Raw genomic sequence first — 14,951 nt, 5'->3', positions numbered from 1 at the left:
TTCCAAACAACCCTCCCTTTTCATAATTTTCACCAAAAAGGTGAACCAATATCTGGGTTATGACAATATAGAATTGAATGGCCTATCAGGAAGGAGTAGTGACTTGAATATTGATGATTTGATTGAGCTTGTGGAGCAGCATGGAAAGTCGATTTACAGGTTTTGCTACAAACTCGCGGGAAACAAAGCCGATGCAGACGATTTGTATCAGGATACATTTCTTAAGGCTGTGGAGCTGCGATTCAAGATGAACCCATCTCACAATCCCAAAGCTTTTTTAATATCGATTGCAGTACGGCTGTATAAAAATCATCGTCGCAAGCTTGCATGGAGACAAAGAATTGCACCCACAACTGAATTCGACGCAGCTGCCAACAGTTTGGATTCGACGACAAGCAAAGCAACCCCGGAGGACGCAGTGATTTCTATTGAACTTCGCACCTTGATTCAGGATGCTACCCACCAGTTGGAGGACAAGCTGAGGCTTCCGATTTACATGTATTATACAGCGGATATGACCGTTGAGGAGATTGCATTGGCACTGGGAATTCCACAGGGAACAGTGAAGAGCAGACTACATAAAGCCCGTCAAACAATGAAAAAAGCATTGGAGGTTGTTTCCCCATGAAGGATACGGATTGGGAGCAATTGCTCAGACAATCATTAAGCTCCACAGCAGAGCCCGAAGAAAGCTTGAATCAGAGCATTATAAGTGAATTAAAGGAGCGGAACCAGATAAAGCATAAGTATAGAAAAACATTATCCGCAGGGCTACTGGCTGCTGTTTTGCTGCTCGTACTTTCTCTATCCGCTTATGCCGCGGTTCATATTTATAGTCCCAAACAGGTTGCCGAAAATTTGGGAGATCAGCTGCTGGCGGATGCATTCGAGAGCAAAGGCGCGATTCAAGTTAACCAGTCCGTTGACTCCGGAAACTACCGTTTTACGTTGCACGGTCTTGTATCGGGAGCAGGACTTAGTTCGTTTAAACATTCGAACGAAGACATCTATCCTGAACGAACGTATGCGGTCGTATCGATTACCAGACAGGACGGCAACCCGATGCCGAAGACTAGTGATTCTGAATATGGCGAGGATTCATTTTTCATTTCACCGTTAATAAAAGGACAGAAACCATGGCAGGTTAATATTGCCTCAATGAACGGTGCATACAGCGAGACCGTAATAGATGGAATCATGTACAGAATTATTGAGTGTGACCAGGTAGAGCTGTTTGCAGACAGAGGTGTGTATTTGGCGATCAGCAGCGGCACCAAATTTTATAGCAACGAGGCATTCAGGTATGACGAAATTAGCGGTGAAATTCAAGTACGGGAAGAATACCCCGGCTCCGCATTGTTTGATCTCCCTCTCGATACAGCAAAAGCAGACCATGCAAAGGCAGAAGCTTATTTGAAAGAATTACTGAACATATCACCTTCAAAAACTTCGAGTAACAAGGACGAAGAATGGATGAACTGGATACAAGATTTAAAGGCTAAAATAAGTAACGGCGAGAAGATCGGCAGTGAAATTCCCGAGTCTGTAAAAGAAGTAAGCTATGACAAGTCAGGAAATATCATATATACCTATAACGGAAAAAGGGTAACGGAGCCCCCCGAACAATTATTTGCGGAAGGAGAGACCGGCTTCTCAGTTAGACGCCTATCAATCAGCGGAGGAGATGATACCTACACTGCAACACTATTCCACAAGGACGAAAACGGCTTAATTACCGGCAGACTCATTCAATTGGAAAAAGGGTTTCATCGGTAATTGCGGAAATTATCATTCATCCGCCCCGCCTGCCCACCCTTGCAAATTAAACCGCAGAGCATTATGATTAGACTATCATCTTATTTAGTATCAGGTACTAATATCTTGTATTAAAAATCAATTTCAAGTTTTTGTTACAAAGATACAGAATGAAGCCGATTCTGATTCACGCCTGATACAAAGAGATTAGTATGGACTATCGGAGGTTATATCAAGCATGACAACTACAGGAATGTCAGGTTTAATGGGCGGAAAAAATGTCGTCGTTACAGGGATTGCCAACTCCCGGAGCATCGCCTGGGGGATCGCCAAATCACTCCATGAAGCTGGAGCAAATCTGATCTTCACCTACCGGAAAGAGCGCTCCTTCCAGAAGCTGACCCAGCTGCTGGACGAGAACGGCATCAAGCCGCTGCTCTGCGTAGCCTGTGATGTATCAAGTGATGAGAGCATCGCGGCAGCATTTGCGGAAATCAAGGAGAAAGTCGGCGTTATTCACGGGCTGGCGCACTCCGTGGCATTTGCGGAGAAAGAAGATTTGCAAGGGGAATTCGCGGCTACGACAAGAGAAGGCTTCCAATTGGCGCATGATGTAAGTGCCTACTCTCTGGTAGCGATGGCGAGAGAAGCACGAGGACTGATGACTGAGGGCGGCAGCATTGTGACCCAATCCTACCTGGGAGCTGAACGAATGGTGCGCAACTACAATGTAATGGGTGTCGCCAAGGCGTCCCTTGAAGCAAGTGTCCGTTACTTGGCTGAAGATTTGGGCAAGGAACAAATTCGTGTCAATGCGATTTCATCCGGGCCAATCCGCACCCTCTCTGCCAAGGGCGGGGTTTCCGGTTTCAATGACATCATTACCGCAATGGAGGAAAAAGCCCCTCTGCGCCGCAATGTTGACCAGGATGAGGTTGGCGATGCGACAATGTTCCTGCTCAGCCGTCTGTCCAGAGGCGTCACCGGTGAAGTCATTCATGTCGATTCCGGGTTCCATATTGTAGGTTACTAAAGTAGAAATGGTGCTGGCTCTGCGATGAAGCAGAGTTCAGCACCTTTTTTAATTAGCAGCAGCTATAATTCTATCATCCATTTTATCCTTAGAAAAACAAGACTTTTTCTGATATGAAATTCCATCTCTTCTATTGTTTTTTCATGCATGAAAAAGTATATTTAGTGTTGTTGTCTCTAAAATGGAGACGGACTCAGGTGGCCGAAGGCAGAACTGTACGAACAGACTGCCCGAAGCTTAAAAGGGAAGCCGGTGCAAGTCCGGCGCGATCCCGTCACTGTAACAGGGAGCCTCTCATTCCAGCAGTCGTGCAGCCACTGGTGACTTACACCGGGAAGGTAAGAATGATCCGGCAATGAACTGAAGCCAGGAGACCTGCCTGTGTCTTAACAAACCACCCTACGGTCGATAGGAGGATAAAAAATGAGTAATCATGCAAGCTACACGGTATCCAATCTGGGGTATCCGCGAATTGGTGAGCAAAGAGAATGGAAAAAGCAGCTGGAAAGTTACTGGAAAGGGCAAATTGATGCCCGGCAGCTGTTGTCCGGACTGAAGGAGCTTCGTCTAAGCAACCTTCGCAAGCAAAAGGAAGCCGGTGTGAACTGGATTCCTGTCGGGGATTTCACCCTGTACGATCATGTGCTGGATCACAGCGTGGCGTTCGGTGTGGTGCCGGACCGCTTTGCAGCGATCGAGCAGAAAGATGAGCTGTCGCTTTATTTTGCCATGGCGCGCGGCGCTTCCGGCATTAACGCAGGTGAAATGACCAAATGGTTCAACACGAACTACCACTACATTGTACCGGAATGGAAAAGCGGCTTCACGCCCAAGCTCGTGAGCAACCCTTGGCTTGCAGCTTATAATGAAGCCAAGCAGGAGCTTGGCATTGATGCCAAGCCGGTCATTGTAGGTCCATATACGTATGTTTCCCTATCCAAAGGCTTCTCCCGCGATCAGCTCGCTGACATTGTCCGCAGCTTCCTCCCTGTCTATGTACAGGTTCTGCAAGAGCTGCAAGCTGCCGGGGCTAGCATAGTTCAAATCGATGAGCCTTCTCTAGCCGGAGACGTTCCAGCCGAGCATTGGGCACTGCTTGAGGAAGTGTACCAGGCATTGCGCGGAGCAACCAGACTGAAATTGATTGTACAAACGTACTTCGATGGCGTGGATGACCTGCCTTCCTTGTACCGTTTGCCAGTTGATGGTTTCGGGCTTGACTTCATCCATGACCGCGGCCTGAATTTGAAAGGAATCGCTGAACACGGCTATCCGCAGGACAAGCTGTTGGCAGCCGGTATTATCGACGGACGCAATATTTGGACGGCTAATGTTGCACAAACCCTTGAGCTGGTTCAAGAACTGCAAAAGCATGTGAAAGCAGAATTCATCGTGCTTCAGCCGTCCAGCAGCCTTTTGCATGTGCCGGTGACCTTGAAATATGAGTCCAAGCTGCCGCAGGAGACCCTGTCTGCATTGGCGTTTGCGGATGAAAAGCTGCAAGAACTGCAACTGATCAGCCGTGCGCTGACTGACGCTTCCTCTGTTGCTGGCAAGTTGGAAGCAAATGCTGCGATTTTCGCCGCTCTCAAGAGCAGCCCGGAGCGCAACCGTTTTTCGGGTGATGCAGGAAAGCAGGAAGATGCTGTGCTGAACCGCAAATCAGTGTTCGCTTCCCGTTATCAACAGCAGCAGGAGCGCTTCCAGCTGCCACTGCTCCCGACGACAACAATCGGCAGCATGCCGCAGACGGCAGATGTCCGCAAAGCGCGTCAACAATGGCGCAAAGGCGAATTGAGCAATGAAAACTATGAAGCATTCATTGATGCCAAAATTGCAGAATGGATTAAAATCCAGGAAGACCTCGGCATTGACGTTCTGGTTCATGGCGAGTTCGAGCGCAATGATATGGTTGAGTTCTTCGGCGAAAAGCTGGACGGCTACATCTTCACAGCGAATGGCTGGGTTCAATCCTATGGCTCCCGCTGCGTGAAGCCTCCGGTAATTTACGGAGATATCGTGCACACCGAGCCAATGACTGTCAAAGAAACCATCTATGCACAATCGCTGACACAGAAGCCGGTAAAAGGCATGCTGACCGGACCGCTCACAATGCTGAATTGGTCGTTCGTACGTAATGACCTGACCCGCCGCGAAGTGGCATTCCAATTGGCAAGAGCGATTCTGAGCGAAGTAAAAGCACTTGAAACAGCCGGAATCGGCATGATTCAGGTGGACGAGCCTGCGCTTCGTGAAGGCGCGCCGTTGAAACGCCGTGATTGGGACGACTACCTGCGCTGGGGCGTTGAGGCATTCCGCCTGTCCGTTGCTTCCGCTCAAGACACAACCCAAATCCACACCCATATGTGCTACTGCGATTTCCACGAAATCCTGGATGCGATCGAGGATATGGATGCGGACGTCATTTCCCTGGAAACCTCCCGCAGCCATGGTACGCTGATTCAAGCGCTGCGCAAGGAATCGTATGAAAAGGGAATCGGTCTGGGCGTATATGATATCCATAGCCCGTACCTGCCGGAAGAAGCGCAAATCAAACAGGTTATCAGTGAATCGCTGGAAGTAGTTCCGGCTGAGCGTCTGTGGATCAACCCGGACTGCGGCCTGAAAACCCGTAACGTCGACGAAACGATCGAATCACTGCGCCGTATGGTCGATGCTGCGAAAGAGCTGAGAACCGTAACAGTCGGCAGCTAATTTGAGATTTTTAAATGGATAGAACGAAGCAGCCCCGTTCATGAGAATTGAACAGGGCTGTTTCTTTTTTGTACTGGGAATTAATCATTAACGAGTCCACTGGAAGTAGACAAAATGATGAATTTGTCTGTCAAATAGTGGACAGAACCCTATAGTAAGTCTCCTAAACCCTCTTTTCAAGATATAGTATTATTCTATAATTAACATCTATATATAGTTATAATACATTTAGAAAAGCCTGGCATCTTACAGGTATACCGTGTCCACCATTTGACAGACAAAACAGGCAAAACGTCCTTCTATAGAGGACATTTTGCCTGTTTTTGTTTCAATCCGATCAGATCGTTCACTTTTTAGCGTGTTGTTGTGCTGTGAATGATGCACTTAATTGATAACTATACCGAGTATTTCAAATGCTTGCAATGCATGCTTCATATTTGCTTATTTATTGTTTTGACTACGATTCAATAGTTTTAATTTCAAGTGTCATACTATTACTATTTTTCTGTCACTGCTTTTCTGTCACTGCTTTTTTTACTGCTTTTTTTTACTGCTTTTCTGTTACTTCTTTTGTGCTATTACTTTTCTGTTACTGTTTTTTCGCCCGCTGCTTTCTTCCCAATACTATTCCTGTTTTACTCGATTGTATTTAATCACACTTTTAACACGCTAGCCTGTTCCAACGTCTCCTGCGGCGAGCCTTGGGTCTGCATCCACGCGGCAAATTCAGCCGCCGGGATCGGCTTGGCAAAATAGAAACCCTGTGCCTCTTCACAATGCTGCTCTTTCAAAAACTCCAGCTGATTGACGTTTTCCACCCCTTCAGCCGTAATCCGCAGCTTCAAGTGCTTGGCCATCGCTGCAATCGTGGTGACGATTGCGGCATCATTGCTGTCATGCAGAATATCGCTGACAAAGGAACGGTCAATTTTCAGCTTGTCGATCGGAAGTTTTTTCAAATAAATCAGGGAGCTGTATCCGGTTCCGAAATCATCCACACTGATTCGTACGCCCAATGCCTTGAGCTTGTTCAGCGTCTCTACGGCATAATCGACTTCCGTTGTCATACTCTCGGTAATCTCCAGTTCCAGATATCTGGCTTCAAGCCCGGTTTCTCTCAGGATCGCCGCCACCCGCTCTACGAGCTGATACTGCTTAAACTGGCGCATGGACAAATTGACCGAGACAATGATCGGTGTCATGCCTTCGTCCTGCCACTGCCGGTTCTGGCGGCAGGCTTCATGAAGCACCCATTCCCCCAATGGAAGAATAAATCCGGTCTCCTCGGATAACGGAATAAAATCGCCAGGCGGAATCATTCCCCGCTCCGGGTGGTTCCATCTGACGAGCGCCTCAACACCGACTGCTTTCCCTGTCTCCAGTTCCACAAGCGGCTGGTACATCAGGGTAAACTGGTGCTGCTCCAATGCTTTGCGCAGGTCGTTCTCCAGCCGCAGCCGCTCGCCTGCCCGCTCATTCATCTGTGGGGTGAACAGCTTGAAGTCATTGCGCTGAGCCTTGGCGCTGTACATCGCGACGTCGGCATTTTTGACCAGTACATCTACACTGTCCCCGTCATGGGGATAAAAGGAAATACCCAGGCTGATCGTGATATGGTACTCGGCATCATCGATTACAATCGGAGAATGGAACAGACGCATAACCGCCTCTGCCGTCGCCGTGGCCTCTCCTGTTGTGCGCAGGTAAGGCAGAATAATTGTAAATTCATCGCCGCCCATGCGGAAGACGCATTCCGGGTACGGAACAATGCTTTGCAGCCGCCCCGCGACCGCCACAAGAATCTGGTCGCCCGCTGAATGGCCAAGGGTATCATTAATAGTCTTGAAACGGTCGATATCGAGGAGGATGACCGCCATTTTCTTGCCGCTGCTCTTGGCCCTCGTCAGCTCAGAGTCCAGACGTTCCTTCAGCAGTCTCCGGTTGGACAATCCTGTCAATTCATCATGATAAGCCAGATAATTGATGCGTTCCTCGGCTTGCTTTTGCTGCCGGTGCGGCTCTTCGAGCGTAACGTAGTAAATGCCCCGCAGCAGGAAGTAATACCCGATTAAATTATACAAATGTCCAGCTGCCATATCGGTATCCCAGTTCGTGCGCGAAATCATAAGCTCGATGTTGGCGACGAAAAAGAAAATCAGGGACTGTACAATCAGGAGCAGGGATTGGGGCCGTTCCTCCCTGTGGCGGTACATCACCATAATGATGGAGAGTGCAAGCAGCCCGATCGTAGCCAGCCGCATCGCTGAATAAAAGATCGTGTACGCTTCGCTTGCAAAAAACGCCGGAAACTGGTGCAGCATGAATTGAATCATCAAGCACAGCAATCCGCCCCCGACCAGAGCAAGTGTAAATTGAACACCGCGTGCCGAAGCTTGAACCTGCTTGTCATCCCTGGTAAAAATAATGAAAATACCGAGCGCCATTGCAAGCTGGCCGGTACCGCTAATCAGGCTGTAATCAAAGGCATTGCCTGCATTTTTATACAGCAAGGACATGCCCCATGAGGAAAGCGTGCCACACAGTTCCAGCATTCCGATGATGACAAACAACGCCGCAGACAGCAGACGCTGTCTCGTCAGAGTCTGCACAAAAAAGATTGCCCCTAAAAAGACAATCGCAAAACACATGGCAAAGCTGAAAAATTTAATAATCGTATGAAAGGGCAGATAATCCTGAATTGCAAATACGGTATAGATGGAATCGCGAAGCAACAGCATTATGACAAAGCTCAGACCTGCTGCCACTGCTGCGCCGATTGTTTTGAGTTCCGCCCTTCTGATCGTCATGCGGGCCTCCCGGGAGCGGAGATGGCAATCCCAGCCGTGCGCAGACCTTGATTCAACATCTCTGCAAAAGAAGCGGCATGGCTTCCATCGCCGTGCAAGCAGAGCGTATCGGCATGGACCGGCACACCAGCCCCTTCAGGTGTAAATGCCAATCCATCAGCAACAATTGAAATGGCCTGCTTGAGTGCCTGATCCGATTCATTAATAAGTGCATGAGCGCTTGTTCGCGGTGTCAGACTGCCATCCGGCTGGTAGGTGCGGTCAGCGAACGCCTCCGCTGCGGTATTCAGCCCGGCTGCAGCTGCATTGTTCAAAAGCAGGCTGCCTGATTGGGCAAACAGGATAAGCCCGGGATTGACATCCCTTACAGCCTGAATGACCGCATCTGCCAATTCCGGCTGGTTGCCTGCCATATGATAGAGCGCCCCGTGCGGCTTCACATGGCGAAGCGCTCCTCCAGCAGCCTGTACGAAAGCATTCAGCGCTCCGATCTGATAAAGCAGATAATCATAGACTTCACGTGCATCAACCTGCATCGGGCGGCGGCCGAAGCCCAGCCGGTCGGGGAGTCCCGGGTGCGCGCCTATGGCCACGCCGGCGTCAAGGCATTTGGTGACGGTATCCCGCATCGTATGGGGGTCGCCTGCATGAAAGCCACAGGCAACATTCGCCGAGGATATAAAAGGCAGCAGCAGCTCATCCTGCCCGAAGGAATAGGCACCGAAGCCCTCTCCCATATCACAATTCAAATCTACCTTTTTCAAGTGGAAATCCCCTTTGACAAAAATATAACATCAAGAAAAGCTTCATACCTCTTGAAGGGCTTAGGTATCGGTGCCGACATGGCATGTATTGCTTATAGCGCAGACTCATATGCAAGCACAAATCCGGCCTAATTTTGACAAGAGTTCAGCTTGATTGACGCTATTAAATGTATAGCTCCGTTAATCAATTATTCCAGGTTTCTATAGTATAACGACATGACGCTGTAAAATATAGACTATTTTTTTACAAATATCAGACCTGCTGATCTTTTTTGCGAAAAAAAAGTTCACCTTCGTCCAATCTGTGCTTCATAATTATTACTGCCGCATATTTTGCCTTTGTTTTTGATGCAATCTCCCTATAAAAACACTTATTAAACGAATGCAGCTCACAAACTATTAATTGCAGCTTTAATCCCTGCTGCCAGCACGGACAACTCCTGTTCGCGCGCAAGGTCAAGCCGCTGGGCCTCAGCCAGGGCAACAGGCTGAAAGCGGATGATGTCGCCCGGCCGGGCCTGGGCGAGCAGCGGCAGGTCGGCATAAGCGACCTGCGCCAGCTTGGGATAGCCGCCGGTAGTCTGACAATCGGCAGCGAGCACAATCGGGCTGCCTCCCGGCGGAACCTGCACGGTGCCGGGCGCTACCCCGTGCGAGAGCAGCTCCGCACGGGTGGTTCGCTCCAGCATGGGCCCGCTCAGGCGCAGGCCCATGCGATCCGATGCGGGAGCCACGCGGAACGGCTCCCGGTACAGGGCTGTGCGGGCAGCTTCGCTGAACTGCCCGCTCTCCGCCCCCGGCATCGCGCGCAGCACGATGCCGTCCGTACCTGCGCCGCCGTAAGCACGGGGCGGCGCAAACCAGCGGGGGGCCGCCATCATCCGGCGGCGGCCCTCCGCAAGGGCGCGCTGGCGCAGCCGCGCAGCCAGCGCAGCCGCAGGCGGCGGCAGATCCCCTGCTGCCATGCAGGGGATCGCGTCGCCTGCGGCGAGCGGGCGGCCGTCCAGGCCGCCAATACGGGCGCGCACGTCGGTGCCGCGCCCGCCCAGCTGCGGCGGCACGAGAATGCCGCCCGCCACTGCGAGGTAGGCGCGGCAGCCGGCAGCCGCGCGCCCCAGCCTCACCACCGTGCCGGCCGCAAGCCATACCGGCCGCCACATGGGCAGCTCCATGCCGCCCTCAATTCGCGGCCCCATATCCGCCCCGGTAATGGCTACGAGCATATCCTGCTCTGCGCGGAGCACCGGTCCTGACAGGGTCAGCTCCAGACCCGCAGCCTGCGGGTCATTGCCTGTCAGCAGGTTCGCCACGCGCAGCGCGTAGCTGTCCATCGCGCCCCCCGCTCCAAGTCCTGCGTGGCGGAGACCGGGACGTCCCAAATCCTGAATCGTCGTATAAAATCCCGGTTCAAGTACGGTCAGACTCACAGGCTCCACGCTCCTTCCAGAACCAGCTCGTCTTCCCGAACCGCCACAAACTTCACCCGGTCGCCAGCCCGCAGCAAAGCAGGCTCAGCCGCATCTTTGTCAAACAAGCGCACAGAAGTGCGGCCGATAATTTGCCATCCGCCCGGCACACTGACCGGATAAATACCGGTCTGCTGCGCTGCTACCGCTACTGAACCTGCCGGCACGCTTTTGCGCGGCTCCGCTCTTCGCGGCTGCGCAAGTCTTTCCGGCAAGCCGGTCAAATACGGAAAGCCCGGCATGAATCCGAGCATCGCTACTGTATATTCCGCTTCAGCATGCATGGCAGCATATGCCTCTGCGGAGAGCCCCGACCGTGCTGCCGCTTCCTCCAGATCCGGCCCGCCGCTGCCGCCATAACAAACCGGAATATGGATGAGACGGCCTGCTGCCTCATCCTTCTGCCCTTCCGGCAGCTCCAGCAGTCTCCCGATGATGCGCACAGCGGCAGCAAAAGGCCGGCTTGCCTCCTCATGAGAGGCCTGTCCCATGTTTCCGGCTGCTGCTTCTTTAACCAGTGAAAAAGGGTCATAGTATATCGTCACCGTCTCATAAGCAGGCACAATATCCTCCACCCATAACGGACAAACCTGTCTCAACCGGCGGCCAACTTGCGCCAGAAGCTGCGATGTCTCATTGTCACCTGAATTCCCGGCCGTCAGTACAATCGCCCGGTCTCCCAGCGGCGCTGCCCGCAGCGTTCCGCCAGCTATTTCATATGTATGCTCTTCATGCATAATCGCACTTCCCCCATGCCCCATAACGGTTCATTTAACCCCAAATGGTATCCTCATCTTCCTTTAGTTTGGATGAAAAAGCCCGTCTTTGTCCAGATACCCTTGAGGTTAAATCATGTCAAATACGTACCAAATTTTTAAAAAACCGAAAGACCGCCATTGAGCCGTGGCCACAAAAAGGACACTTTAAAAAATGCCCCTCTTGTGAATCACAGCTCATGAAGATTTTCCGGCTCTGATGTTTCACTCACTATAGCCGCTCATTCCCTATGCCCAACATCCGTCTGGCGCCGATGCTACTGCTGCTGCGTGTAACGGAGAATCACTTCGACCAGCAGCTCGTTCAGCAGCTTGACATCATATGCGCCGGTATCCGGCTTGATATGCTCATTGCCGATGCCGCTGTCATCCGTCAGGAAAACATAGCTTCCCCCGGTCGTTACAGCGAGCGTGCGAAGCAGATACTCCGTATCCTTGTTTACGCCGCTCGATGCAACAGGAATAATCCTGACCCCCATCCGGGCAGCCTCCCGGGCAAGCTCCTGCATACGGGACAAGGTCTGCTTGTCGTCATGGGGCGGGGCATCCAGTACAAGGAACAACAGGCGTGCCCTGGCATTGCCGCTCCATTCATGCTCATACAAGGCATTGTGCAGTGCTTCATCCACCGCTTCCGGATAGTCTCCGCCCCCTTCCGCTGTCTGGGCGGCCAGCTGCCGGATAACCTCATCAACATCCTTCGTAAACGGGAATGACCGGACGAGATAATCGTCATAGTGGTCCCGGTAAAAATTGGCCGATATCCGCATCGCGAGTTTATCTTTGCTGCGCTCCACCGCCTGTGTAATGACATCCTTAAGCTCCGCGGTCAAATATTGCAGCTCATCTCCCATCGATCCTGTCGTATCCACAACCAGCATCAAATCCACCTGATCAGAAAGAAACGACTGCGGGCCAATATCGATTTTCAGAGTCTCAGAATTGGTGAACTGGACATTTTCCATCGTGTGAACTACCTGGTCGTTTGACCGCAATTCAATCTGGTAATCGCCCTTGGCCTTTCGCCATTTTGGCTCATTGAACAACAACGGGTACGCATACGCCTTCCCCTGTATATCTGTCTTCGCTTCCCATAACGTCTCCCCGGCCTTGTCCTTGACCGCTAATTGAATATCCGCCGCCGCCCTTCTGCCGGAGGTTATTTCAACCGCTATCCGCTGGAGGGGGTACATTCCCCATAGCTTGATCGCCTCTGAGCCGTTGTGTCCGTTGAGCTGGTTCAGCCAGTCAGCCCATTTAAGAGCATCATCCCATTCGCCTGCCGTCAATTGGCCTGCTGCAGGCTCAGGTCCTGACTGGCCTCCAGGAAGCGCATCCAACCGTTTTCTGGAGGATTTTTCTACAGGCTCCGACTGCACAGACACTGAATTAGAGGTAAGCTTTTCTTCGCTTGCCCTGTTGCCTTCTGAAGTAGGCATGACAGAACCCTCTGCTGGAGCAGCTCTGTCGGTCCCGCTGGAAGCAGCCGTATCGGAAGATTTATTCGAAGAACAAGCGGAAATTACCAGCGCCAGCAAGATGAAGACCATTACCCAGGAAACTGCTTTCTTTGACATCGACCCATCCCCTTTTTTGTGTTTTATTTCCAGACGCACCCATTTGCCGATATGTTGCAAATAAAGATGACGACCTTTAAAATTTGAAGCAGGCATTAAGTAAAGACAGACGCTGCAGGGAAGGTGGACGCATATGGAGCAATATGAACTGATTGAACTAAATATCGCAAGAAACGGGACCGAGGAAAAACTGGAGTTTACCTCTGCGAAGCTGGTCATTGTGACGGAAATGGGCTCAAGGCTTTGGTATATTGATGCAGATGGCATTACACAGCATCAGCTGCTGGCTGATTTCAGCGTGAGTGAAGATATCGGTGTCATGCTTAGAGGCATCACTGCAGGAGGAAAGTCATTTGGAGGACACGGCTTTTTCCATGCAAATACGCAGCACCAAGCCGCAGCCATCCGCGGAAACGGAGAAATTAGCGGGTTCTAGTTCGAACCTTTCAGCAGCCTACAGCCTGCTTCGAACCCTTGAAAAAGTATATTGACTTTCAACAGGAAAAAACGAGGCGGACGCCGAAGCATCCCCTCGTTTTTTGTGCCCAGCCTATGCTGTTAAAGCCCTGCCCGACTTCGTTACGGCTGCTGGCCTGTACTGGCCGGCTCGAATGAAGAAGCTTCCTTCCACGTATCTCCGCCATCTTCTGTCGTATAGAGCAAGGTTGGTTTATCCCCATCCGATATAACCCACCAGCCATGCTTGCCGTCTGCAAAGCCAAGCTGCTGTGGTCCCACCCCGGGCAAAGATTGCTTGCTGTTATGCCAGGTTTTGCCGCCATCGTGGGTCCATCCGATAGTATTCGGGTTATCGCAGGCATGGCATACTCCGCTCATAAATGCGGTCTGCTTATCCACAACATACAGCAGTCCCGGCCCCGTGCCTTCGTTTTTCGCGCCGTTCTGATCTCCCGCCGGAATTCCCGGCGCCGGTCCCGCACCTGCCGTCGAATTGTTAATGACCGTCGTCCATGTCTTGCCGCCGTCATTAGAGTGAAACAGGGAATATGACGTCTGCGTCATTCCGGAATCGCCGACAAGCTCAATCCAGACATCCTCCTTGCCTCCGGAGCGGATGACCGTCCCCGTAAGCTCGGCAGCAAGCTCGCGGGACATGACCGCATGCCAATTTTTACCGCCATCTTCCGTGCGCATGACATTCATTTTTCCATTGCCGTTCGTCACCGCCCAGCCATAGCTGGCATTATTAAAATACGGATCACCTGATATCCCCTTGGGAACAGGCAGCGCAGACCACGTAGCCCCGCCATCTGTCGTATGGGCACTGCCGCTCAAGCCCTCCTGCTCGGTAACGAAATGCAAAAAACCGTCGTTGGGCACTTCTCCGGCTGCTCTCCAGTTTGAACCGCCATCAGCTGTATGCAGCAGCTCCAGTGATCCTCCTGTTGCTTGACCATTCGTGCGGATGGTCGCCCAGGCCTGTCGTTCATTGAGGGCAAACAATTGATTGACATTTCCCTTCCCTTCATACTGGATTTCCCAGTCCTTGCCCCGGTTATCCGTGCGGGCAATCCAGCCGTCACCGCCTATCCAGCCCTTGTCAAAGTCTGCAAGCCGCAATGCTGTGACTTCACCAGACGGCTGATGTCCGGAATGGTCATTATGCTCTGTTTGACCGGAACCGCCCGCTGTATTTCCGCTGCCCGGAGGCGTTGATCCACCGTTACCGTTTCCTGCTCCATTGCCCGATCCGGCAGTGTTCCCGTCTGCTTGCTGGTTGGGTGGCATAATCTCTCCGCGATTCTGGCATCCCGCCAGTATAAACAATGCTGCAGCGGCAAGCAGCAGCCATTTCAAGTTGAATTTCATGATTCATGCTCCTTTCTTCCTTGTAATTCGGTTGTCTATTGGCCTCATATTTGTGAAATCCGAATACCTGCTTCTTATAAACGACTGCACGTTTATCCTTCTTTTTTAGGATGCCAATTTTTACCCTTACCATTCAGCAATGAATCACAAGGTTCGCATGCACCTTTATTTAACGGGACTCACGCCAGTGTTCTCCTGTACATACAGTGAAATACACCCACCCGCGTT

At 51.4% G+C, this 14,951-nt stretch carries 11 protein-coding genes and 1 riboswitch; of the genes, 5 read left to right on the top strand and 6 right to left on the bottom strand.

Going from position 1 to position 14,951, the window contains the following annotated elements; all coding sequences use genetic code 11:
* Window positions 1–103: 103 nt before the first annotated feature.
* From H583_RS0120345 to metE, 4 genes are all read left to right on the top strand, one after another.
* Complete coding sequence (locus H583_RS0120345) at window positions 104–628, top strand: RNA polymerase sigma factor (protein WP_028562087.1); 525 nt, start codon at window positions 104–106, stop codon at window positions 626–628.
* Complete coding sequence (locus tag H583_RS0120340) at window positions 625–1,776, top strand: hypothetical protein (RefSeq protein ID WP_028562086.1); 1,152 nt, start codon at window positions 625–627, stop codon at window positions 1,774–1,776. The genes H583_RS0120345 and H583_RS0120340 overlap by 4 nt, the downstream gene beginning before the upstream one ends.
* 232 nt (window positions 1,777–2,008) lie before the next feature.
* Window positions 2,009–2,788, top strand: coding sequence for an enoyl-ACP reductase FabI (fabI, locus tag H583_RS0120335; protein ID WP_028562085.1), 780 nt, complete (start codon window positions 2,009–2,011; stop codon window positions 2,786–2,788).
* Window positions 2,789–2,966: 178 nt separating this feature from the next.
* A riboswitch (cobalamin riboswitch) is annotated at window positions 2,967–3,185 on the top strand.
* Between the two features lie 26 nt (window positions 3,186–3,211).
* Complete coding sequence (gene metE / locus H583_RS0120330) at window positions 3,212–5,503, top strand: 5-methyltetrahydropteroyltriglutamate--homocysteine S-methyltransferase (RefSeq protein WP_028562084.1); 2,292 nt, start codon at window positions 3,212–3,214, stop codon at window positions 5,501–5,503.
* Window positions 5,504–6,156: 653 nt separating this feature from the next.
* Here metE and H583_RS33635 read toward each other — a convergent pair.
* The 5 genes from H583_RS33635 to H583_RS33630 all read right to left on the bottom strand — a co-directional run bounded on the left by H583_RS33635 (window position 6,157) and on the right by H583_RS33630 (window position 12,893).
* Complete coding sequence (locus H583_RS33635; protein WP_051236747.1) at window positions 6,157–8,310, bottom strand: putative bifunctional diguanylate cyclase/phosphodiesterase; 2,154 nt, start codon at window positions 8,308–8,310, stop codon at window positions 6,157–6,159.
* Window positions 8,307–9,074, bottom strand: coding sequence for a LamB/YcsF family protein (locus H583_RS0120320; protein WP_028562083.1), 768 nt, complete (start codon window positions 9,072–9,074; stop codon window positions 8,307–8,309). Before H583_RS0120320 ends, H583_RS33635 begins: the two co-directional genes overlap by 4 nt.
* A 389-nt stretch (window positions 9,075–9,463) precedes the next feature.
* Complete coding sequence (locus tag H583_RS0120315; protein ID WP_028562082.1) at window positions 9,464–10,501, bottom strand: 5-oxoprolinase subunit C family protein; 1,038 nt, start codon at window positions 10,499–10,501, stop codon at window positions 9,464–9,466.
* On the bottom strand, window positions 10,498–11,277 hold the full coding sequence (pxpB, locus tag H583_RS0120310) for a 5-oxoprolinase subunit PxpB (protein ID WP_051236745.1): 780 nt from the start codon (window positions 11,275–11,277) through the stop codon (window positions 10,498–10,500). Before pxpB ends, H583_RS0120315 begins: the two co-directional genes overlap by 4 nt.
* Window positions 11,278–11,573: 296 nt before the next feature.
* Window positions 11,574–12,893: a vWA domain-containing protein gene (locus H583_RS33630; RefSeq protein WP_051236743.1), complete on the bottom strand. Its 1,320-nt coding sequence runs from the start codon at window positions 12,891–12,893 to the stop codon at window positions 11,574–11,576.
* Between the two features lie 133 nt (window positions 12,894–13,026).
* Here H583_RS33630 and H583_RS0120300 point away from each other — a divergent pair, with 133 nt between their 5' ends.
* Window positions 13,027–13,329, top strand: coding sequence for a hypothetical protein (locus H583_RS0120300; RefSeq protein ID WP_028562080.1), 303 nt, complete (start codon window positions 13,027–13,029; stop codon window positions 13,327–13,329).
* A 143-nt stretch (window positions 13,330–13,472) separates the two neighbouring features.
* Here H583_RS0120300 and H583_RS0120295 read toward each other — a convergent pair whose 3' ends face one another.
* Entirely contained in the window at window positions 13,473–14,723 is a 1,251-nt protein-coding gene (locus H583_RS0120295; protein WP_028562079.1) for a WD40/YVTN/BNR-like repeat-containing protein, read from the bottom strand.
* Between the last annotated feature and the right edge of the window lie 228 nt (window positions 14,724–14,951).

The organism is Paenibacillus pinihumi DSM 23905 = JCM 16419, assembly GCF_000422505.1.
GTDB classification, from domain to species: domain Bacteria; phylum Bacillota; class Bacilli; order Paenibacillales; family Paenibacillaceae; genus Paenibacillus_D; species Paenibacillus_D pinihumi.
The sequence above is the reverse complement of the archived record's forward strand: the minus strand, read 5'-3'. Positions and strand labels throughout refer to the sequence as shown.

Excerpts from the sequence above, each read along its gene's own strand:
- H583_RS0120295 (WP_028562079.1), bottom strand. The coding sequence starts at position 14,723 with ATGAAATTCAACTTGAAATGGCTGCTGCTTGCCGCTGCAGCATTGTTT.
- H583_RS0120300 (WP_028562080.1), top strand. The coding sequence starts at position 13,027 with ATGGAGCAATATGAACTGATTGAACTAAATATCGCAAGAAACGGGACC.
- H583_RS33630 (WP_051236743.1), bottom strand. The coding sequence starts at position 12,893 with ATGTCAAAGAAAGCAGTTTCCTGGGTAATGGTCTTCATCTTGCTGGCG.
- H583_RS0120340 (WP_028562086.1), top strand. The coding sequence starts at position 625 with ATGAAGGATACGGATTGGGAGCAATTGCTCAGACAATCATTAAGCTCC.
- fabI (WP_028562085.1), top strand. The coding sequence starts at position 2,009 with ATGTCAGGTTTAATGGGCGGAAAAAATGTCGTCGTTACAGGGATTGCC.
- metE (WP_028562084.1), top strand. The coding sequence starts at position 3,212 with ATGAGTAATCATGCAAGCTACACGGTATCCAATCTGGGGTATCCGCGA.
- H583_RS33635 (WP_051236747.1), bottom strand. The coding sequence starts at position 8,310 with ATGACGATCAGAAGGGCGGAACTCAAAACAATCGGCGCAGCAGTGGCA.
- pxpB (WP_051236745.1), bottom strand. The coding sequence starts at position 11,277 with ATGCATGAAGAGCATACATATGAAATAGCTGGCGGAACGCTGCGGGCA.